We start from the raw sequence: 21,120 nt of genomic DNA, 5'->3' as shown, positions 1-21,120 counted from the left end.
GTTGTTCCTTGTGTCGGTGTCATGCCTTCGCCAGCGTGTCGGGGAGGTCAGACGACCCCCTCGTCTTGAAGTCGTTGCAGCTCCGTCTCGTCGATGCCCAGTTGGGTCAGAATCTCGCGGGTATGCTCGCCCAGGGCCGGCACGTGGCGATAGATCGCCGCCGGCGCTTCGCTCATCTTCACCGGGAAGCCCGTGGTCGGCACCCGGCCGTGTTCGCCCTGATCGAGCTCCAGGCGCATCTGCTGGGCCTGGACCTGGGGGTCGTCGAAGGTGTCGCGCAGGCTGTGGACACGGCCGCAGGGGACCCCGGCCTCGTTGAGATGCGCGATCCACTCCGCCACGCTGCGAGTGCCGATCACGGCATTGAGGCGATCGCGCAGCGCCTCGCGATGGATCATGCGGCGGCGATTGTCGGCAAAGCGCTCGTCCTGAAGCAGTTCCAACCGGTCCAGCGCGCCCAGCAGTCGCGCGACCATGGCGTCGTTGCTGGGGGCGATCGCCACGTCGCCGTCGCTGGCCTGGAACAGGCCGTAGGGATAGACCATGGGATGGTCGTTGCCGGTCCGGGCTGGCATCTGGTCGGTGGCGAAATACTCGGCGGCGAGGTAGCCCATCATCCCGATCAGACCATTGGTCAGGGCGGTCTCGACGATCTCCCCCCGACCGGTGCGCTCCCGCCGCACCAGCGCGGCGCAGAGCCCGAAAGCCAGATTCTGGCTGGCGACCATGTCGCTGAGCGGCGGGGCCGCCCGCATGGGCTCGCCATCACTCGTGCCGTTGACGCTCATGAAACCGCTCATCGCCTGGGCGATGAAATCGTAGGCCGGTCGATCGCGATAGGGCCCCTCGGAGCCGAAGCCGTTGATTCGCCCGACCACCAGGCGCGGAAAACGCTCGCGGAGCGTGGTGTCGTCCAGCCCCATCCTGGCCAGCACGCCGGGACGGAAATTCTCCACCAGCACGTCGGCATCCTCGAGCAGTCGCCAGAGCACCGCCTTGCCGCTCTCGCTGCGAAGGTCCAGGGTCAAGGAGCGTTTGTTGCGGTTGAACTGGGCGAAGTACCAGCTCAAGCCCTCGACGATGTTGCCCTGGGCGCGCACCACGTCGCCGCGCCCGGGCGGCTCGACCTTGATCACGTCGGCTCCGTGATCGCCGAGCATCTGGGTACAGAAGGGGCCGGAGATGACCCGCGTGAGGTCGATGACGCGGATGCCATCGAGTGAGCCGGCGGTCGGGAAGGACAACGGTGGCATGCTCACCCCCGTGCCGTGGCGACGGTGTCGCTGCCGTTGAGCGCGAGTCGCCGTCCGGCCTTGGTAACCTGCGCGGGCAGCGGCCGCCCTATCAACTGGGTGGCCAGTTGACCCGCCTCGATCAGCGCCGCCAGCTCGATACCGGTGTCGATGCCCATCTCGGTGAGCAGATAGACCAGGTCCTCGCTGGCGATATTGCCGCTGGCGCCGGGGGCGAAGGGGCATCCGCCCAGCCCGCCGATGGCGCTCTCGTAGCGGGCAACACCGAGCGACAGGCCCTGCATCACATTGGCTAGCCCGATGCCCCGGGTATTGTGGAAATGCAGCGTCGGGGAGAGGGAGGGTGCCACCTCGCGCAGGTGAAGAATTCGCTCGCTGACCAGGGGCGGCGTCGCCATGCCGGTGGTATCGCCCAGGGCTACGCGGCGAGCGCCCAGATCGGCAAAGGCGCGGGCGATGTCGCCAACCTTGGCGACGTCGATGTCGCCCTCGAACGGGCAGCCGAAGGCCGTGGCGATGGCGCCGCGCAGTTCGACCCCGCTACCGTCGAGCAGACGCCCGATCTCGGCGAAACCCGCTAGCGAGGTGACAATGTCGCGGTTGACGTTCTTGGCGTTGTGGGTCTCCGAGGCCGACACGAACAGCACCACCGAGTCGATACCCGCCTCGAGCGCGCGCTCGGCGCCGCGGACGTTGGGAACCAGCGCCGACCAGTGCACGTTGGGGATGTCGGCCAGCGCCCTCACCAGTTCCGTGGCATCAGCCAGTGCCGGTACCGCTCGCGGGCTGACGAACGAGGTCAGCTCGAATTCGCGCACCCCGGCGGCGACCAGCGACCGTACCAGGGCCACCTTCTCATCGGTGCTCAGTCGTCTGGCTTCGTTCTGCAGCCCATCGCGGAGTCCCACCTCGGTGACCTGCACCCGGGCGGGTATCGACTGATACGGATCCATGGCAGGAGCGGCCTCGTCAAACCAGTTTTCAGTTGGTTACGCGAGCCTACTCTGGCCAAGCCATGTCGAAAAAGCGCGACTTTGGTCGCTCCTGGTCCCATCGGCCCCTGACGTCAACGCCGACGGAGTTCACCCTCGGGCGCTCGATCGAGCGCGCTGGCCAGCACTGGGCCTATTCGTCCGCTAGCGCCGGCAGGAGCACTTTCACCTTCCGAGTCAAGGTGTTGCGGCCCCAGCCCAGCAGCTCGGCGGCCTCCCCCTTGCGCCCGCCGGTATGCTTCAAGGCGGTCTCGATCAGGATCCGCTCGAAATCCGGCATCGCCTCTTCGAGCAGATGCGTGTGGCCCGAGGCCAGGGCCCGATCCGCCCACTCGCGAAACGCGTTGCGCCAGTCTCCGCTGGGCGCCTCGGTCCCCTCGAGCTCGCGCAGCTCCGGCGGCAGATCGTCGACCAGCACTTCCCGACCGGAGGCCATGACGGTCAGCCAGCGACAGGTGTTCTCCAATTGCCGCACGTTGCCCGGCCAGGGGAGATGCGTGAGATGCGTCTCGGCTTCGCGGGTCAGAACCTTGGGCTCGGTGGAGAGCTCCTTGGCGGCCTCGGCGAGAAAATGCTGGGCCAGCCGGGGAATGTCCTCGCGTCGCTCCGACAGCCGTGGCAGATGGACGCGAATGACGTTCAGCCGGTGGAACAGATCCTCGCGAAAACGGCCTTCCGTCACCAGTTTTTCCAGGTTCTGGTGGGTTGCGGCGATGATCCGCACATCCACCTTGACCGGCACGTGGCCACCGACCCGGTAGAATTCACCATCCGCCAGCACGCGCAGCAGCCGCGTCTGCGTATCGGCGGGCATGTCGCCGATCTCGTCGAGGAACAGCGTGCCGCCGTCGGCCTGCTCGAAACGCCCGCGGCGCTGGGCGGCGGCGCCGGTAAAGGCCCCCTTTTCATGACCGAACAGCTCCGACTCCATCAGGTCCTTGGGAATCGCCGCCATGTTGAGCGCGATGAACGGGTGACCACTGCGCGGACTATGCTGGTGCAGGGCCTGGGCGACACGCTCCTTGCCGGTGCCCGACTCGCCGTTGATCAGCACCGTGATATGCGACTGCGACAGCCGGCCGATGGCGCGAAACACCTCCTGCATCGCCGGCGCCTCGCCGATGATCTCGGCCGAGAGCCCTTCCGGCATCGCCGCCGGCGAGCGCCGCTCCCGGGCATGGGCAACGCCGCGCCGCACCAGCGCCAGTGCGTCGTCCACGTCGAACGGCTTGGGCAGGTACTCGAAGGCACCGCCCTGGTAGGAAGCGACCGCACTATCCAGATCCGAGTGCGCCGTCATCACGATCACCGGCAGATCGGGATGCATCTCGCGCACCTTGGCCATCAGGTCGAGACCGTCGAGCCCCGGCATGCGGATATCGGTCAGGAGCACGTCCGGGGGCTGTCGCTCGATCGCTTCGAGCGCCGCATCGGCACGCTCGAAGGACTGCACCTCGAGATCCGGTTGTGCCAGCGCCCTTTCCAGGACCCAGCGGATAGCGCGGTCATCATCGACGATCGCGATACGGGCGACTTCAGTCATGGCAGTTCTCCAGCAGAACGGTGAATCGTGTGCTTGGCGGCGTCGATATGGGCCACTCGCCAGACTCGGCAGCGATATAGCGAGCCGACACGCTCACTGTGGCGCCTCGAAGGGGATCAATAACCGGAACTCCGTGATCCCCGGATGGGAGTCGCACTCGATCAGGCCTTGATGCTGATGCAGGATCGACTGCGCGATGGACAATCCCAGACCGCTGCCCTCGGCACGCCCGGAGACCATCGGAAAGAACAGCGTTTCGCGGATGTGCTCGGGGATGCCGGGGCCGTTGTCGATCACCGCGACCTCGCATACCAGCCGGTGGCGCTCGGCGCCGAGGGTGAACTGACGGCGGACGCGAGTCCGCAGCAGCAGCCGCGGCTCGGGCGTCCCGAACTCCTCCATCGCCTGGACGGCGTTGCGCGCGATGTTGAGAACCGCCTGGATCAGTTGCGCCTCGTCGCCGACCAGATCCGGCACGCTGGGATCGTAGTCGCGTTCGAAGCTCAACCGGTGATGCTCCACCTCGAGAAGTGCACGAACGCGCTCCAGCACCTTGTGCACGTTGAGCGGCTCGTGACGCACCAGCGTGTTGGGGCCGAGCATGCGGTCGACCAGGTCCCGCAGGCGATCCGCCTCCTCGACGATGATCCGGGTGAACTCGGTGAGCTGCGGGTCGGGAAGATCACGCTCCAGCAACTGGGCGGCGCCACGAATGCCGCCCAGCGGATTCTTGACCTCGTGGGCGAGTCCTCGCATCAGCACCTTGACCGTCTCCTGTCGCGCGATCAGGGCCTCCTCCCGCGAGATGCGCAGCAGTCGATCCCGCGGTTCGATCTCCAGCAGCAGTTCCCGACTGGTGATCGGTGTCGCGGTGAAATCGACCGTGATCACGTCCCCCGCGGCCAGCACCAGTGCCGCTTCCCGTTGTGTATAGGGATGGAACTCCTGCATGGCCTTGTGCAGCACCTGACGCACACTGCCATCCTCGCCGTTGAGGCACTCCAGCCACTGACCGACCACCCGGGGCCGGCTAGCCGCCAACAGTGCTTCGGCCGCGGGGTTGAGCCAGCGCACGTGAAGCCGCTCGTCGAGTAACAGGACGGCGGTCGTCAGATGCTCCAGCAAACGTTGATACATGCGTTGTTCCATCGTGGTGATCCGGTACGTGCTTATACAGTGCAAAAACCGCGCCACTCCCCGATTTCGCCCATGGACAGGGAGGTCCGGATAAAAATTGGAAATTCATTCACCAAAATAGTGCAAACGCTGGAGGCCGTGGCTACCGATTGGAGGCACGACGCCGCTGCAGACGGAACTACTTGCCACGATTGGGATTGTTGGGATTGGCCGGCAGGTTGATGCTGGCACGCTGCACGTAGAGCGTCACCGATGGCGTCGAAAGCCTCACCTGCCCCTGGGCATCGACCAGGTCGGCCTGAAGCTGATGCTCGCCTCGCGGCAACTGAGTCAGCACGAAGACGCTGGTGTGCATCGGCGACTGGCTCACCTTGCCATCCACCCTTAGCTGGACACGGTCGCCCCGCTGCAGCGCGGGCTCGATCGCCAACCTGACCTGGACATTTCCCGCCTGTCCTGTCGGCAGCGTCTGCTGGTTCTCCGGACGGGTGATCACGAAACGCTCGTACTCCACTGCCGGGGTCTCGGGCGTGATCGACTGGCGCGAGTCCGCACGTGGCTCGACCTCGGTGGGATCGACCACCGTGATCGGCTTGAGATCGACGCGCGTGCCCGTTCCCGGCTCGTCGCTGTAGACCACGTTACCCTCGGCATCGACGTGTCGATAGACCGATGCCGCCATCGCGGGCAGGACGGCCCCGGCCACCAGGCAAATCGATATCACCGATACCACCATCCTCGTGCGCATCCGTTGGCGCTCCCTTGTCGATCACCCTGTTATCGGCCGGCGGCTTCGATCCTTCACCTGGCCGGTATCTCCTGCCACTCGCCCCGCTTTCCAAGGTCCGCTTCATGGCCACCATTCCGGGAGACGGCCCCACGAAAAAGCCCCACCGAAGTGGGGCTCTCTTTCTGCAAGGCATCGGGCCTGGGCTCGAGCTTCAGACGCTGTAGTAGAGATCGAATTCGACCGGATGCGTCGCCAGACGCAGGCGCTCGACGTCCTCGCTCTTCAGCGCAATATAGGCATCGATCATGTCGTCGGTGAACACGCCACCTTCGGTCAGGAAGGCGCGATCGGTGTCGAGCGCTTCCAGGGCCTGATCGAGGCTGGTCGCCACGGTCGGGACCTTCTTGCCTTCTTCCGGCGGCAGGTCGTACAAGTTCTTGTCCATGGCATCGCCAGGATGAATCTTGTTCTTGATGCCGTCGATACCGGCCATCAGCATCGCAGAGAACGCCAGGTACGGGTTGGCGGTCGGGTCGGGGAAACGGGTCTCGACGCGCTTGCCTTTCGGGCTGGCAGTGTACGGAATTCGAATCGACGCAGAGCGGTTACGCGCGCTGTAGGCCAGCATGACCGGCGCTTCGAAGCCCGGCACCAGACGCTTGTAGGAGTTGGTCGAAGCGTTGGTGAAGGCGTTCAAGGCACGTGCGTGCTTGATGATACCGCCGATGTAATACAGCGCCATCTCGGACAGGCCGGCGTACTCGTCACCCGCGAACTGGTTGGTGCCGTCCTTCCAGAAAGACTGGTGAACGTGCATCCCGGAACCGTTGTCGCCAACCAGCGGCTTGGGCATGAAGGTTGCCGTCTTGCCGTAGGCATGCGCGACGTTATGGATGACGTATTTCATCTCCTGAACTTCGTCGGCTTTCTTCACCAGCGTGTTGAACTTGACGCCGATTTCGTTCTGACCGGCGTTGGCCACTTCGTGGTGATGCACTTCGACGCTCTGGCCGATCGCCTGCAGCGTGTTGCACATCGCGCTGCGAATGTCGTGGAAGCTGTCGACCGGCGGCACCGGGAAGTACCCACCCTTGACGCGCGGACGGTGTGCCAGATTGCCACCTTCGACCTGACGGTCGGTGGACCAGGCGCCCTCTTCGGAGGAGATCTTGTACATGGAGCCTTCGATATCGGTCTTCCAATGCACTTCGTCGAAGATGAAGAACTCGGGTTCCGGACCGAAGAACGCGGTGTCGCCCAGACCGGTGCTGTTCAGATAGGCTTCGGCGCGCTTGGCGATGGAGCGCGGATCACGCTCGTAACCCTGCATGGTCGCCGGCTCGATGATGTCGCAGCGCAGGATCAGCGTGGAGTCTTCGGTGAACGGATCGAGAAAGGCGGTGCCGTCTTCCGGGCGCAGAATCATGTCGGACTCGTTGATGCCCTTCCAGCCTTCGATGGAAGAGCCATCGAACATCTGGCCGTCTTCGAAGAATTCCGCATCGATGGCGCTGGCAGGAATGGTGACGTGCTGCTCCTTGCCCTTGGTATCGGTAAAGCGCAGATCCACCCACTTGACGTCGTGTTCTTCGATAAGGGCGAGGGTTTTCTCAGACATGTTGTCCTCCACTGTGAGCCATGGCTCGATTCGTTGGCGAATATCCAACACCGTTTTGTGGCATGCGTGTTTTGTAGCACGAAGTCGACGCTCTTGCCCACGCGCACACCGTTTTTACATAACTATGCAGAGAATGTGCCAAAATGAGGCAAGGACCGGACGCCCGATAATAAGTATTTGATTGAAATTGCTTTATCGAAAATCTGCCTGACGCCTCCAGACGTCGTTTCCGCCTCTTCCTTCCCAAGGGAGTAGCTCAAACCTCTTAGACGCACCAACTTGGAGCACACAAACGCCTCGTTGCACCAAAAAAGAAAGCTCGCGAATCCGCTTCGCAACCTTTGCCGAAAATCGATAGGCAACGGATACTGTAGAGAGAAGCCATGTGTTGATGGCGATCGACGACTCGAGTAATGGAATGGCCCATGTCTAGGCTGGATCGCACACAGGATGTGGTACAGCGTCTACGCGGTCACTGGCGTCTCAGCCTGAGTGAGCCGTTGTGGGGGCGGAGCGCCATTCTCGCGCTGAATCGCGTGCTGGACGATGAAGCCGAGGCACGCTTGCCTCACAGGGCCGACTGGTGCCTGGGGCCGGATAGCTTTCGTCATCTGCTGGAGAGCCTCAGCGAGAGCGCGCAGATCGTCAGCCTGGAGAGCGTGTTGCAGTTGCATCACGACCAGTTGCCGCGCATTGCCCTCACCTTCGACGGTGGCTGGCGCGATACGCTGAAACAGGTGTCGCCGACCCTGGAGCGCCTGACGTTGCCGGCCAATGTCTTTCTTCCCGGCCCGGTCACCAGAAGGGCCTGGAGCTCATGGCACGAAGCCATCGGCGAAGCCCTCTGGAGCCAGGAGACGGCCGACCACGCGAAGCGCCTGCTCGCCGAGGCCGGCCTGCCGGCGCCGCCCGCCGCCGGAGCGCAGCGCGACGAGCGCTACAGCCAGGCGATCAGGAACTATGTCGCCGAACTCGATCACTCGCAGGACGCCATCACCTTGCATGCCGTCGCCTCGGCGCTGGATAGCGATCCGGCGTTCGCCGACGAAACCCTGGACGCCTTCAGCATCCGCCGTCTGGAGCAGGGCGGCCTGTTCCGCTTCGGCAGCCTGCTCCCCACGCACGCCACGAGCGGAGACGCTTCCGCCCTCGTGCAGCTCCGCGAGAGCCAGCACCAGCTGGCGGTGCTGTGCCGCCATCCGCTTCGCATCGCCACCAGCGCCTCGACAGAGACAGACGAAAAGCTGGCGCGGCTGGCGACCAGCGCCGGCATCGAACGTGTGCTGACGCACCGCACGGGCTGGCTCGAACCACCGATCGACACGGTGCTATTGCCGCGCTTCGTCATTACGCAGCCGGTCGCCAACAGCCAGGGGAGACTGTTCGACTGGCTGCTGGGCAACCTGCCCTCGTAGCGCCTCTCAAAGCCCCCGGATCTCGAGTTCCGGCCAGCGGCGCTGCCACCCCTTGGCAACGACGCGGCGCCGAAACACTTCGCTATCGCCATGCCGCGGGTTGGGCGTCACCTGACCCGACAGCAGCGAGGCGGTGCCAAGGGGGGCCGTCAGGCGAATGCCGTCATCGTCATCGAGGGTCACCGCCACCGCCGTTTCACACTCGACCCACACGCTCAACGCTTCCTCTATAGAGGTGTAGGGACGATGCCCATGGCGCTCGTGCATCCGCGCCTGGTTCTTGATCGACCAGGGCAGCGGGGCAACGCGCCGGAGTTCGCGCTCGAGGGCCCGATCGACAGAGGTGTCGACGTGGGTCGCATCGAAGTAGACCAGATCGATATCGTTCAGCGGCGTCGATGACGAATAGCCATGCAGGCGATCCCAGACCAGGTTGCGCACGAAACCGGCGGCCAGCCACCAGTCGGGGAGACGCAACGCACGCGCCTGGCGCAGCGCATCCAGGCGCCAGGCGTCGGCACGAACCCATCCGATGATTCGTGCCGCGCGCTCCCGCTCTCCTTCCTCCGACGACATGAAACCCTCGCTTTTCAATGGATTGGCTCGCCGCTTTCGAGATCGTCGAGGCGCACGGGCGGCGACGGGATTGTCGTCGAAAAAGCCCGCGAATGGCACCGATAGACTAAAGTAGCCAGTGTCGCGCGCTTGCCTGTACAATGCGCGCCCGACCCTCCTACTCAGTGCCCAGGGGACTCGTCGATCCAGCGCTAGAGCGCGGATCATCGACTTAGGGGCTGTCGGCGTTTCATGCACGGCCGCGCCGGAGCCAGTGATTGTGCGGGGCAAGGCGTGAGGAGCGTAGTTTGGTCATTCCAAATGAATGACGAATGACGCAGCACCACGCAAACACTGGCCCGGCCCTTCGGGTTGCGCGGCAAATGGCGCCATGCGGCGTTGCGGGATTGAAAAAAGGGAACCACCCTTCTCTGCATCCCGCGCCTGGCCTGGCGCCATTTGGCGCAGCACCGCGGCTCGCGCTGAAACGTCAACAGCCCCTAGACATGGGCGCACACATTTTACGATGGAAACCGCCCCATGAGTGACAACGCCTCTAACGCTCGCATCGAGAGCATTAGGAACATTGCCATTATCGCCCACGTCGACCATGGCAAGACGACACTGGTCGACAAGCTCCTGAGCCAATCCGGCACCCTGGACCGCAAGGCCGAAGGCCAGGAGCGGATCATGGACTCCAACGACCAGGAGAAGGAACGCGGCATCACCATCCTGGCCAAGAACACCGCGATCCGCTGGAACGACGGCAACGGCCGCGACTACCACATCAATATCGTCGACACCCCGGGACACGCCGACTTCGGTGGTGAAGTCGAACGCGTCATGTCCATGGTCGATTCGGTACTGCTGCTGGTCGATGCCGTCGACGGCCCGATGCCGCAGACCCGCTTCGTGACCCAGAAGGCCTTCGCCCAGGGTCTCAAGCCGATCGTGGTGGTCAACAAGGTCGACCGTCCCGGCGCGCGCCCGGATTGGGTCGTCGATCAGATCTTCGATCTGTTCGACAACCTCGGCGCCACCGACGAGCAGCTCGACTTCCCGATCATCTACTGCTCCGCGCTCAACGGCATCGCCGGCATGGAGCCGGACGACATGGCCGAAGACATGACGCCGATGTTCAAGAGCATCGTCAACATCGTCGAACCGCCCAAGGTCGAACTCGACGGCCCGTTCCAGATGCAGATCTCGGCGCTGGACTACAACAGCTACGTCGGCGTCATCGGCCTGGGCCGCATCAAGCGCGGCAGCGTAAAGCCGAGCCAGCAGATCAGCGTCATCACCAAGGAAGGCGCCGTCCGCAAGGGCAAGATCGGCCAGGTCATGACCCACATGGGCCTGGAGCGGGTCCAGACCGACGAAGCCACCGCCGGCGACATCGTCTGCATCACCGGTATCGACAACCTGGCGATCTCCGACACGCTGTGCGACGTCAACAACGTCGAAGCGCTGCCGCCGCTCTCCGTCGACGAGCCGACCGTCTCGATGACCTTCCAGGTCAACGATTCGCCGTTCGCCGGCAAGGATGGCAAGTACGTCACCAGCCGCAACATCAAGGATCGCCTCGAGCAGGAGCTGATCCACAACGTCGCGCTGCGCGTCGAGCAGGGTGAGTCCTCCGAGAAGTTCAAGGTCTCCGGACGTGGCGAACTGCACCTGTCGGTGCTGATCGAGACCATGCGTCGCGAAGGCTTCGAACTGGCCGTCGGCCGCCCCGAGGTCATCATCCGCGAGATCGATGGCGTCAAGCAGGAGCCCTACGAAGAAGTCATCATCGACTGCGAAGAGCAGCACCAGGGCGCCGTGATGGAAGAGCTCGGCTACCGCAAGGGCGAGCTCTCCAACATGAACCCGGACGGCAAGGGCCGGGTGCGCCTGGACTTCATCATCCCGGCTCGCGGCCTGATCGGCTTCCGTGGCCAGTTCCTGACGCTGACTTCCGGTACCGGCATCCTGACCAGCCGCTTCGATCACTACGGCCCGCTCAAGCCGGACGCCGCGATCGAACGTCGTAACGGCGTGCTGGTGTCGATGGTGCCGGGCAAGGCGCTGGCCTATGCGCTCTACACCCTGCAGGAGCGCGGCAAGCTGATCGTCGACCACGGCACCGAGGTCTACGAAGGCATGCTGATCGGCATCAACAACCGCGCCAACGACATGGTGGTCAACCCGACCAAGGGCAAGAAGCTCGACAACATGCGCGCCTCCGGCAACGACGAGAACATCGTGCTGACGCCGCCGATTCGCTTCACCCTGGAGCAGGCGATCGAGTTCCTCGACGACGACGAACTGGTCGAGATCACCCCGAGCTTCATTCGTCTGCGCAAGAAACACCTGACCGAAAACGAGCGCAAGCGGGCCGGCAAGAAAGGCTGATCGCCCCGCGAGCCTCCACTGCCGTCAGATCGCAGTGGCAATAACCACGACACCCGCCCTTCGGCGGGTGTCGTCGTTTGGGCCAGCGTAGCGTTGATTAAGAAAGACTACTCATGGCGACCGACGGCTGTACAATCGGCAACAACAAGGCTACAAGACACCGGCATTCCGTCTCTTCACGCACGCCGCCAGCGGGCGCAACGAGGTCGAGATCGCGGTAGACAGAGACAGGCGCCCCCCAACGGCGCGCCAGGACAATATCAATAAATGCTCGGGGGAGACGCGATGACGCCGATCATCGATGTCCGCAACATCCGCAAGTCGTTCGGCGGCCTCACGGTCATCGACGACTGCTCCATCCAGGTCGCCAAGGGCTCCATCACCGGCATGATCGGTCCCAATGGCGCCGGTAAATCGACGCTGTTCAACATCATCGCCGGCAGCCTCGCGCCCGACAGCGGCGAGGTCCTGCTCAACGGCCAGGCGATCACCCATCTCTCCGCCAACCAGCGCTTCCACCGCGGGCTGCTGCGCACCTTCCAGATCGCCCACGAGTTCAGCCACCTGACCTCGCTGGAGAACCTGATGATGGTCCCGCCCCGGCAGGAGGGCGAGAACCTGTTCAGCACCTGGCTGAAACCCGGCGAAGTGCGGCGTCAGGAGGCCGAGGTCCGCCGCCGCGCCCTCGAGGTGCTCGATTTCGTCGGCCTGTCCCATGTCCGCAACGAACTGGCCGGCAACCTCTCCGGCGGCCAGAAGAAGCTGCTCGAACTCGGCCGGACCATGATGACCGACGCCGAGGTGGTGCTGCTCGACGAGATCGCCGCCGGGGTCAACCGCACCCTGCTCGGCGACCTGATGGGCAATATCGAACGGCTCAATCGCGAGCTGGGTTATACCTTCCTGGTCATCGAACACGACATGGACATGATCGGTCGCCTGTGCGACCCGGTGATCGTGCTGGCCCAGGGCCAGGTGATGATGGAAGGCTCGATCGGCGAGATCCAGAACAATCCGGAAGTGATCGAAGCCTATTTTGGTTCCGAGACCGCCTAGGCCAGGACCGAGACACGACGGCAACCCATTGCCAAGCAATAACAAAGAGCACCCAATGCCACTACTCGAAGCAGTTGACGTTCATGGCGGCTACGGCGGCATGAACATTCTCAACGGGGTCAACATGACGATCGAGGCCGACGAAATCGGCGTCATCGTCGGCCCCAACGGCGCCGGCAAGTCGACCATGCTCAAGGCGGTCTTCGGCCTGCTGACGATCACCCAGGGCGAGATCCGGCTGCGCGGCAAGCCGATCACCAATCTTTCACCGCACAAGCTGGTGGAGATGGGCATGGGGTTCGTGCCGCAGGAGAAGAACATCTTCCCGAGTCTCTCCGTCGAGGAGAACCTGGAAATGGGCGCCTTTCTCAAGCCCGCCACCGTCTCGCGGCTCAAGGCGCAGATCTACGAATTCTTCCCCCCGCTACGGGAGAAGCGCCGCCAACCCGCCGGCGAGCTTTCCGGCGGCCAGCGCCAGATGGTGGCCATGGGGCGGGCGCTGATGAACGAACCCAGCGTGCTGCTGCTCGACGAGCCCACCGCCGGGCTCTCGCCACGCTACATGAACGAGATATTCGACCGGGTGAAAACCATCAGTGCCGCCGGCGTCGGCGTGCTGATGGTGGAGCAGAACGCCAAGCAGGCGCTGCGCATCGCCCACAAGGGCTTCGTGCTCGCGGCCGGCCAGAACCGGTTCAGCGATACCGGCGAAGCGCTGCTCAACGATCCTCAGGTGGCCAAGAGCTTCCTCGGTGGTTGAGCGCCGTCGTCCCGCTGGCGAGCCAAGGCTTGCGAGAGCCCGTCTTCAACAAGAGATTTCGTCGTGAATGAGCTGATCTACTTCTTCAACTACGTGGTGGTGGCCGGCAGTGTCACCGGCTGCATCTACGCCATCGGCGCCGTCGGCGTGACGCTGATCTACAGCATCCTGCGCTTCGCCCATTTCGCCCACGCCGACATGATGACGCTCGGCACCCTCGCCGTGCTGCTGCTGACACTCGCATTCCCCCACGCCGGTGATCCCCTCGGGCTGCCCACCGCGATCGTCATGCTGCCGGTGGCGATGGCGTTCACCTCGCTGGTGGCCGTGGGAATCGATCGCGCCTTCTACCAGCCGCTGCGAAGCCATGGCGTCAAGCCGATCGTGATGGTGATCGCCTCGCTCGGTGTCACGCTGATGCTGCAGGGACTGATCCGGCTGTTCGCCGGCACCGGCTCGCAGAACCTCTACGTCGATGCGCGCAAGGAGATCTTTCGTATCGACGTGCCCGGCGTGACCCGGCCGATCATCCTCACCGAGCCCCAGATCATCCTGTTCGTGATCACCATCGTCGCCGTGGTCGGGCTGCACCTGTTCCTGACCCGGGCGCGCCTGGGCAAGGCGATGCGGGCGATGTCGGACAACCCCGACCTGGCACGCGCCTCCGGCATCAATACCAAGCTGATCATTACCCTGACCTGGGTCATTGCCGGGTCGCTGGCCACCATCGCCGGCACGCTGCTGTCGCTGGATGTCGCCTTCAAGCCGGACCTCAGCTTCTTCCTGCTGCTGCCGATCTTCGCCGCCGCCATCGTCGGCGGCGTCGGCCACCCCTACGGCGCCATCGCCGGCGGCTTCCTGGTCGGCTTCGCCGAGACACTGGCGGTCTTCAACTGGTCGGTACTGCTCAGGCCGCTGCGGGACAGCCTGCCGACCTGGCTGGAACTGCCCAACAACCTGGCGCTGGTGGGTACCGAGTACAAGATCGTGGTGCCCTTCTTCATTCTGGTGGCGGTGCTGATCTGGCGCCCGACCGGCATCTTCAAAGGGAAGGTGATCTGATGACTGCCCCCTCAACGCAACGCCCCGCAACTTCCGATCGTCGCACGCTCCCGATCCGCGAGCTGGTGCTGTTCGGCGGCCTTGCCCTCGTGGTTCTCGCCGTCTTCGCGACCATGGGTCCGGCCTACTCCACCCGCATGCTGGTGGAGGCCTCCTGCTACGCGATCCTGGCTCTCGGCCTGACCATCCAGTGGGGCTACGCCGGTCAGTTCAACGCCGGCATCATGGGCTTCGTCGCCCTGGGCGGTTTCTCGGCGACGTTCTTCAGCATCCCGGTCAATCATGCGTTCTGGTCAAGCGACCTTCCCGGTCGGCTGGGCTGGGTGCTGCTGGCGATGGTCGTGGTCACCGCGATCGTGTTCGCCATCAGCCGGCTCGACCGCATCGGCGTCCCCAAGCTGCTGCGCACGATCCTCGCCATCGTCGCCGGGCTGGTGGGCTATCTGGTCGTGATCAGTTGGTTGCGCAGCGTCACCGGCGATATCGAGTCCCAGGTGGAGTTCATCGGCGGGCTGGGGCTGCCGGTGTGGCTGGGCTGGATCGTGGGTGGCGCCCTGGCCGGCGGTGTCGGCTACTTCATCGGCCATATCTGCCTGGGCCTGCGCAGCGACTATCTGGTCATCGCGACCTTGGGGATCGCCGAGATCATCAAGGCGTTCCTCAAGAATTCGGACTGGCTCACGCGCGGCACCGCGACCATTTCGCCCCTGCCCTGGCCGGTACCGGACCCCGGCCAGGTCGGCTTCCTGACCGCCCGCTCGCTCTACCTGTCGGTGACCGTGGTCATGATCGCGGTGATCTTCTTCCTGCTCCATCGCGCCTATCACGCCCCCTGGGGGCGCATGATCCGCGCCATCCGCGACAACGAGGTTTCCGCCGCGGCCATGGGCAAATCGATCAACCGTCGCCGCCAGGAGATCTTCGTCTTCGGCTGTATCCTGATGGGGATCGGTGGCGCAGTGCTCACCAGCTTCAACGGGCTGTTCGATCCGCAGGGCTACCTGCCGCTCAACCACACCTTCCTGGTGCTGGTGATGGTGATCCTCGGCGGCCCGGGCAACAACCTGGGCACGCTGTTCGGCGCGGTGCTGGTCTACGTGATCTGGATCATGTCGGGGCCGATGGCGCTGGCCGTGATGCACGCCATCGTCGCACTGGGCGCGCACTGGTTCGACTGGCAACCGGGGAATCTCGACAGCCGCGCCCTGCAGGCGAGAGTGTTCGTGATCGGGCTGCTGATCCTGCTGGTGCTGCGCTTCGCCCCGCGCGGGCTGATCCCGGAGAAGGTCGCGCACCACGATTGAAGCCGACCGCACCGAGACCTGCCGATTCGGTAGGCCAGAACGCAAAATCCCGAGCCTTGGCTCGGGATTTTGCTGAGTGGACGCCGATAATGGTCAGTCGGCGATCAACCCTTGGGTCACACTAGTCATTCACCAATCGGACCCTTGGTCACGAACTTGCCATCCTCGACCGCCATTTCGACCACGATACCCGGCACGTCGCCGTTGTCGTCGAACTCCGCGCTGCCGGAGGCGCCTTCGTAGTTGATCTCCTTGCCTTCATCGATCAGCTTCTTGGCCTTCTCCCACTCTCCCGGCAGGATCGTCTCGCCCGGCGCCGTGGCAACGTCACGCAGCGCCTCGGAAAGGCCCTCACGGTCGGCACTGCCGTTCTTCTCGATGGCAAGCGCCAGCAGGAACGCGGCATCGTAGGCCTGCGCCGCGAACACCGCGCTGGGGTCGATGCCGGCCTTCTCGGCCAGGTCGTTGAAGATATCCGAGCCAGGCACGTCCGGCGAGCCCGGACGCGTCGCAATCATGCCCTCCAGCACGTCGGCGCCCACCGCATCGACCAGCGCGTTCCCGACCATGCCGTCGCCGCCGGCATATTGGGTAAAGGCGCCGCTCTCGTAGGCCTGGCGCAGGATCGTCTGGCCGGACGTATCGGCGTAGGCCAGCACCACCAGCGTCTGCGAGCCGCCGGAGGAGAGCTTGCCGATCTCCGACCGGTAGTCCGCTCGATTGTCCTCATGGGCCAGGTTGGCGGAGATCGAGCCGCCTTCGGCCTCGAACGTCTTGGTGAAAGCGTCGTCCAGGCCCTGGCCGTAGTCGTTGTTGACGTAGGTCACGGCGACGTCCTCGATCCCCTTGGAGAGCAGCAGCTTGGCCAACTGCTCACCCTGGAAGGCGTCGGAGGGCACGGTGCGGAAGACCAGATCGTTGTCATCGAGATCCGTCACCGCCGGTGCCGTGGAAGCCGGCGACACCATTACCACGCCGCCGGGAATCGCGGCATTGTTGGCCGCGGCGATGGTGGCACCGGTGCACAGCGCGCCGACGATCGCGGTCACTTTCTCGCTGTTGACCAGCCGGTCGGCGGCGTTGGAGGCGGCCGAGGCATCCGAACAGGTGGTGTCACCCGAGGGCATGACCATCTTTTCACCATCCAGCAGGCCGCCCTGATCGTTGATCTCCTGCACCGCGAGTTTGGCGCCATCGAAGATCGGCGGCGTCAGGCTTTCGATACCGCCGGTGAAGCCCCCCAGAAATCCCACTTTGACATCCGCCTGCGCGACACCGGCACATGCCGTGGTTGCCGCAATGGCGAGTGCAAGTACTGTCTTCTTCATCGCTTTTATCGCTCTTTGTTGGGTTGCGAAAGACCACGTTCACTCTGCTGGCAAGCCGTCCAAAAGACAAGCGTCCGTAACCGTTCGTGTCTTCACCTTTCGGCGTGCTCGAGCGGCCCGATCGTGGCACCGCGGCGATCTCGCCGAGCATGAGGCAACCTGCGATGCCGGCGGCAAATCAATCGATTAGCGGCTACGCTGAAACCGCGACAACGCTAACGGCAAGGAGAACGCCATGCACAAGCATATCGAGTGGGATGCGCCGGGCGGCGCCAGTGTCGACGCCCACTACGCCAAGGACGAACAGCATCGTGTCACCCCGCAACCGGGGATGATGCTGACCGCGCGCTACCACGGCGCGACGGTGCGCGTTCAGGTCGAGGCCTACAAGGATGGCGTCAGCATCGGCAAGGTCGCGGCACTGATCGGCGATGACGGTGAGCGTCACGACAGCTTCGGGGACCTCGCCAAGGGCGACATGGTCCGCCTGCCCGACGACAAGCGCGCTTTCCAGGCGTCAGAGGACGACGAGGACTGAATGCAAAAAGCCCCGGTCCAGGGGGTGGACCGGGGAAGTTGGAGGTACTGGAAGGTCGCGGGACCCGAAGCAGTGCCTACCGATTCGCTGCGCCCGTCAGCACGGGCGCAACGCAGGGATATCGTGTGTCGTCGGTATCAATCGAGGCTGGCGAAGGACATTTCCACGCTGCCCCGCTCGCTGTTACCGCCCCCATTCACATTCTTCAGCGCCTGGGCAGCGGCCGTGCTCTGGCCTTGGCCTACCAGGCTATCGTTGCCGCCCGCGATGTCGGTTGCACGCTGGGTCGTAGCAGCGACATAGGCCAGGGAATTATCGGCTGCGGTGCTGTGGCCACCGCTGACGGTGTTGATTCGATACTCGCTCGGCAGCAACTGGTACTGGGAAGTCGCCTGGGTATTGAGGGCTTCATGCTGCTGAGCGAAAGCGCGTTGTTCCATGACGCTGTTGGCCTGAGCGGCAGCGGGAAGTGCGATAGCCAGAGCGACAGCGGCGAGAATGCGAGTTTTCATGGTAAACCTCCAATCATCTTCGTTTGCGTGGTTGGCCTCTTGGCCTGACCGTTGAAGAGATTATGGGGGCCAGTTTATTAGGTGGCTAATCAGTTGCCTTGAAGTCGTCTATCACCGAGATTGATAGAAAAATATCCGTACCCGCCACGCGGGGGCTGCCCTGTGGCACTGCCAACCGGCTACGATAACGAAGCCAGCCGGCGTACGGAAAACAGGGGAAACCAATGGGACAGGCACGGAGCGCGATCATTCTGGGCGGATTGCTGGCCATCGGCATGATCTGGGGCGGAAGCTACATCGAGGACGCCGCCGAAACCTGGCGTGACGCCGGCCGCAGCGTCACGGTCAAGGGTCTTTCGGAGCGCGAGGTGCCGGCGGACATGGCACTCTGGCCGCTGCACTACACCGTCACCGCCAACGAGCTGGAAACGCTGCAGCAGGAATTGACGACACAGGAGAGCCGCATTCGCGAGTTTCTCACCCAGCGAGGCTTCCAGACCGACAACATCACCGTGACCTCGCCCCAGGTGACCGACCGCTTCGCCAATCTCTACGGCGCCGACCGGCCCGACGAGCGCTACCAGGCCGAAGCCACGGTGCTGCTGCGTACGCCGGCGGTGGATAGCGTCAAGAAAGCGATGCCCCAGACCGGAGAACTGGTCCGCGCCGGGGTCGTGCTGTCACCCAACTACGACTACCGCACCGAATTCCTGTTTACCGGCCTCAATGACATCAAGCCGGAGATGGTCGCCGAAGCCACCAAGGATGCGCGCGGCGTCGCCCAGCAATTCGCCAGGGACTCAGGCAGTCGCGTCGGCGAGATCCGCAGCGCCAACCAGGGCTACTTCTCGATCGAAGATGTCGACAGCTACACCCCCGACATCAAGCGGGTACGAGTGGTGACGACGATCGATTACGCGCTGGAGGAGTGAGGCCTCGCCCAAGGCGCCCTCCCCCGGTCTATGTCCTTATCGGCTGCCTGGGCGGCAGCCAACCCGAGAGGGGGATTGTCATTGCGTTCCGTCATTTTCTGAGCTGCCTGGGCGGCAGCCAACACGCACTAGCGGCGCCCGCAGCGCTATATCTGCTTTCTGAGCTGCCTGGGCGGCAGCCAACATCAGCTCGACGATGACGACGTGCTGTCGATCTTTCTGAGCTGCCTGGGCGGCAGCCAACTCTGAGTCGATATCCATCCGCAATGCGCGAACTTTCTGAGCTGCCTGGGCGGCAGCCAACGCGTTCGACGGACTGGATCGACTTCAGCCGGCTTTCTGAGCTGCCTGGGCGGCAGCCAACCGGCCTACGCGCCATGGGATATCAAGTGCAATTTTCTGAGCTGCCTGGGCGGCAGCCAACGTCTCGCAAGCGTGCTATCCGGTCGCTCTCGTTTTCTGAGCTGCCTGGGCGGCAGCCAACCCACGTGAGTCCTGGCGCTTGTACGCCTTGATTTTCTGAGCTGCCTGGGCGGCAGCCAACGGCTTCTGCTTTTTGAGGGCGTCGTGGGCGATTTTCTGAGCTGCCTGGGCGGCAGCCAACCAGGCGAGCGGTTCGCCGGCGGATAGCATCATTTTCTGAGCTGCCTGGGCGGCAGCCAACCCACCGAGCCATGCGGGCCGTGGATCGGGGTATTTCTGAGCTGCCTGGGCGGCAGCCAACGAATCCGTCCAATGCTGCCGCCGGCGGTTTCATTTCTGAGCTGCCTGGGCGGCAGCCAACGTTTCCGCCAGCGAAGCCCTGTCCCGATTCAATTTCTGAGCTGCCTGGGCGGCAGCCAACGGTGTCCGGTACCAGGAACTGGTTTTCGACCGTTTCTGAGCTGCCTGGGCGGCAGCCAACCGGTGTCGGCGTGTAGGTGTAGCCGTTGAACCTTTCTGAGCTGCCTGGGCGGCAGCCAACTACGGCGGCAAGGGTGGCGATATCCATATGTCTTTCTGAGCTGCCTGGGCGGCAGCCAACGGATTTCAGCGCATCGTTTTGGCGTACCAGCTTTTCTGAGCTGCCTGGGCGGCAGCCAACAACGCCCTGCTGCTTCAACTTGGCGGCCTCGATTTCTGAGCTGCCTGGGCGGCAGCCAACGCAAACAGCCGCCGGTCTTCGTCTACCGGGTATTTCTGAGCTGCCTGGGCGGCAGCCAACGCATCGATATCCGCCTGCGCGGCGTCGTACATTTTCTGAGCTGCCTGGGCGGCAGCCAACGGTGACCGATGCATCGAAGCGTTCGTCGCCGATTTCTGAGCTGCCTGGGCGGCAGCCAACATAGCAACGAGGCGAGCTGAGGAGTCATGGGCTTTCTGAGCTGCCTGGGCGGCAGCCAACGTGATCCGCGCGCCGCTGCACTGGCACGTCCTTTTCTGAGCTGCCTGGGCGGCAGCCAACGCGATGGCTCTGGCGACTCTGGTGGTGGCTCATTTCTGAGCTGCCTGGGCGGCAGCCAACGCTCCCCCCGTTCCGCTAGATCGCTCCACTGGTTTCTGAGCTGCCTGGGCGGCAGCCAATGCCGGGTTTCGGCCACACGCCATGGCCGATCCTTTCTGAGCTGCCTGGGCGGCAGCCAACTACCTGCCGATTGAAAACAGAGATGAGATAGATTTCTGAGCTGCCTGGGCGGCAGCCAACTCGGGGGTGCGCCCTTCCCTTTCTTGCGTGGCTTTCTGAGCTGCCTGGGCGGCAGCCAACTACAAGGTTCACCAGGCGGCGATCGCGCTTGATTTCTGAGCTGCCTGGGCGGCAGCCAACCGGTAACGCGGCTTCCAGTCCATTCGGTAACCTTTCTGAGCTGCCTGGGCGGCAGCCAACAGAGCCTGCAGGCGTCCGCGCATCTGCTTGGCTTTCTGAGCTGCCTGGGCGGCAGCCAACACAACGATGATGCGCGGCTTGAAGCGCAACTTTTTCTGAGCTGCCTGGGCGGCAGCCAACGAAGGCG

The 21,120-nt window shown here is 63.9% G+C and carries 17 protein-coding genes and 1 CRISPR repeat array (1 of these 18 only partly in view); of the genes, 8 read left to right on the top strand and 9 right to left on the bottom strand.

The genetic code is table 11. The annotated features are described in order from the left end of the window. Nucleotides 1-47: 47 nt before the first annotated feature. The 6 genes from AAGT95_RS08935 to glnA all read right to left on the bottom strand — a co-directional run bounded on the left by AAGT95_RS08935 (nt 48) and on the right by glnA (nt 7,273). Nucleotides 48-1,253: a CaiB/BaiF CoA transferase family protein gene (locus AAGT95_RS08935; RefSeq protein WP_110597512.1), complete on the bottom strand. Its 1,206-nt coding sequence runs from the start codon at nt 1,251-1,253 to the stop codon at nt 48-50. A 2-nt stretch (nt 1,254-1,255) separates the two neighbouring features. Further along, a complete protein-coding gene (locus AAGT95_RS08930) occupies nt 1,256-2,206 on the bottom strand; it encodes a hydroxymethylglutaryl-CoA lyase (protein WP_342596254.1) in 951 nt (316 codons plus the stop codon). Between the two features lie 172 nt (nt 2,207-2,378). Then, nucleotides 2,379-3,788, bottom strand: a complete 1,410-nt coding sequence (gene glnG / locus AAGT95_RS08925) for a nitrogen regulation protein NR(I) (RefSeq protein ID WP_110597514.1) — start codon at nt 3,786-3,788, stop codon at nt 2,379-2,381. Between the two features lie 93 nt (nt 3,789-3,881). After that, complete coding sequence (gene glnL / locus AAGT95_RS08920; protein WP_110597515.1) at nt 3,882-4,925, bottom strand: nitrogen regulation protein NR(II); 1,044 nt, start codon at nt 4,923-4,925, stop codon at nt 3,882-3,884. A 178-nt stretch (nt 4,926-5,103) separates the two neighbouring features. Continuing rightward, a complete protein-coding gene (locus AAGT95_RS08915; protein WP_240612240.1) occupies nt 5,104-5,673 on the bottom strand; it encodes a DUF4124 domain-containing protein in 570 nt (189 codons plus the stop codon). A gap of 193 nt (nt 5,674-5,866) precedes the next feature. Then, nucleotides 5,867-7,273, bottom strand: a complete 1,407-nt coding sequence (gene glnA / locus AAGT95_RS08910) for a glutamate--ammonia ligase (RefSeq protein ID WP_110597517.1) — start codon at nt 7,271-7,273, stop codon at nt 5,867-5,869. A gap of 425 nt (nt 7,274-7,698) precedes the next feature. Between glnA and AAGT95_RS08905 the strand changes: the two genes are divergently transcribed. Further along, the gene (locus tag AAGT95_RS08905; RefSeq protein ID WP_342596253.1) at nt 7,699-8,688 is read left to right on the top strand and encodes a polysaccharide deacetylase family protein; all 990 of its coding nucleotides are present in this window, start codon (nt 7,699-7,701) and stop codon (nt 8,686-8,688) included. Nucleotides 8,689-8,694: 6 nt separating this feature from the next. On the opposite strand, the gene AAGT95_RS08900 is transcribed toward AAGT95_RS08905, so the two are convergent. Next, nucleotides 8,695-9,264 (bottom strand): nucleotidyltransferase family protein, encoded by a 570-nt coding sequence (locus AAGT95_RS08900; RefSeq protein ID WP_342596252.1) that lies wholly within the window; start codon nt 9,262-9,264, stop codon nt 8,695-8,697. A 519-nt stretch (nt 9,265-9,783) separates the two neighbouring features. Here AAGT95_RS08900 and typA point away from each other — a divergent pair. The 5 genes from typA to AAGT95_RS08875 all read left to right on the top strand — a co-directional run bounded on the left by typA (nt 9,784) and on the right by AAGT95_RS08875 (nt 15,819). Then, nucleotides 9,784-11,637: a translational GTPase TypA gene (gene typA / locus AAGT95_RS08895; RefSeq protein WP_342596251.1), complete on the top strand. Its 1,854-nt coding sequence runs from the start codon at nt 9,784-9,786 to the stop codon at nt 11,635-11,637. Between the two features lie 285 nt (nt 11,638-11,922). Continuing rightward, nucleotides 11,923-12,693, top strand: a complete 771-nt coding sequence (locus tag AAGT95_RS08890) for an ABC transporter ATP-binding protein (protein ID WP_110597521.1) — start codon at nt 11,923-11,925, stop codon at nt 12,691-12,693. Between the two features lie 55 nt (nt 12,694-12,748). Beyond that, complete coding sequence (locus tag AAGT95_RS08885) at nt 12,749-13,453, top strand: ABC transporter ATP-binding protein (protein ID WP_110597522.1); 705 nt, start codon at nt 12,749-12,751, stop codon at nt 13,451-13,453. 63 nt (nt 13,454-13,516) lie between these two features. After that, complete coding sequence (locus AAGT95_RS08880) at nt 13,517-14,515, top strand: branched-chain amino acid ABC transporter permease (protein ID WP_110597523.1); 999 nt, start codon at nt 13,517-13,519, stop codon at nt 14,513-14,515. Continuing rightward, nucleotides 14,515-15,819, top strand: a complete 1,305-nt coding sequence (locus AAGT95_RS08875) for a branched-chain amino acid ABC transporter permease (protein ID WP_342596250.1) — start codon at nt 14,515-14,517, stop codon at nt 15,817-15,819. Before AAGT95_RS08880 ends, AAGT95_RS08875 begins: the two co-directional genes overlap by 1 nt. 125 nt (nt 15,820-15,944) lie before the next feature. On the opposite strand, the gene AAGT95_RS08870 is transcribed toward AAGT95_RS08875, so the two are convergent. Beyond that, the gene (locus AAGT95_RS08870) at nt 15,945-17,147 is read right to left on the bottom strand and encodes an ABC transporter substrate-binding protein (protein WP_110597525.1); all 1,203 of its coding nucleotides are present in this window, start codon (nt 17,145-17,147) and stop codon (nt 15,945-15,947) included. Between the two features lie 235 nt (nt 17,148-17,382). Between AAGT95_RS08870 and AAGT95_RS08865 the strand changes: the two genes are divergently transcribed. Continuing rightward, nucleotides 17,383-17,685: a hypothetical protein gene (locus AAGT95_RS08865; RefSeq protein WP_110597526.1), complete on the top strand. Its 303-nt coding sequence runs from the start codon at nt 17,383-17,385 to the stop codon at nt 17,683-17,685. Between the two features lie 137 nt (nt 17,686-17,822). Here AAGT95_RS08865 and AAGT95_RS08860 read toward each other — a convergent pair whose 3' ends face one another. After that, nucleotides 17,823-18,197 (bottom strand): hypothetical protein, encoded by a 375-nt coding sequence (locus AAGT95_RS08860; protein WP_110709878.1) that lies wholly within the window; start codon nt 18,195-18,197, stop codon nt 17,823-17,825. A gap of 224 nt (nt 18,198-18,421) precedes the next feature. On the opposite strand from AAGT95_RS08860, the gene AAGT95_RS08855 reads away from it, so the two are divergent. Next, nucleotides 18,422-19,129, top strand: coding sequence for an SIMPL domain-containing protein (locus tag AAGT95_RS08855; protein WP_342596249.1), 708 nt, complete (start codon nt 18,422-18,424; stop codon nt 19,127-19,129). 35 nt (nt 19,130-19,164) lie between these two features. Further along, nucleotides 19,165-21,120: a CRISPR direct-repeat array (repeat unit 28 nt; unit sequence TTTCTGAGCTGCCTGGGCGGCAGCCAAC); it runs 1,134 nt beyond the window's last position.

This window comes from Salinicola lusitanus (assembly GCF_038648475.1).
Taxonomy (GTDB): domain Bacteria; phylum Pseudomonadota; class Gammaproteobacteria; order Pseudomonadales; family Halomonadaceae; genus Salinicola; species Salinicola lusitanus.
Note: the sequence above shows the minus strand (reverse complement) of the source record. Positions and strands in the feature narration are given on the sequence as shown.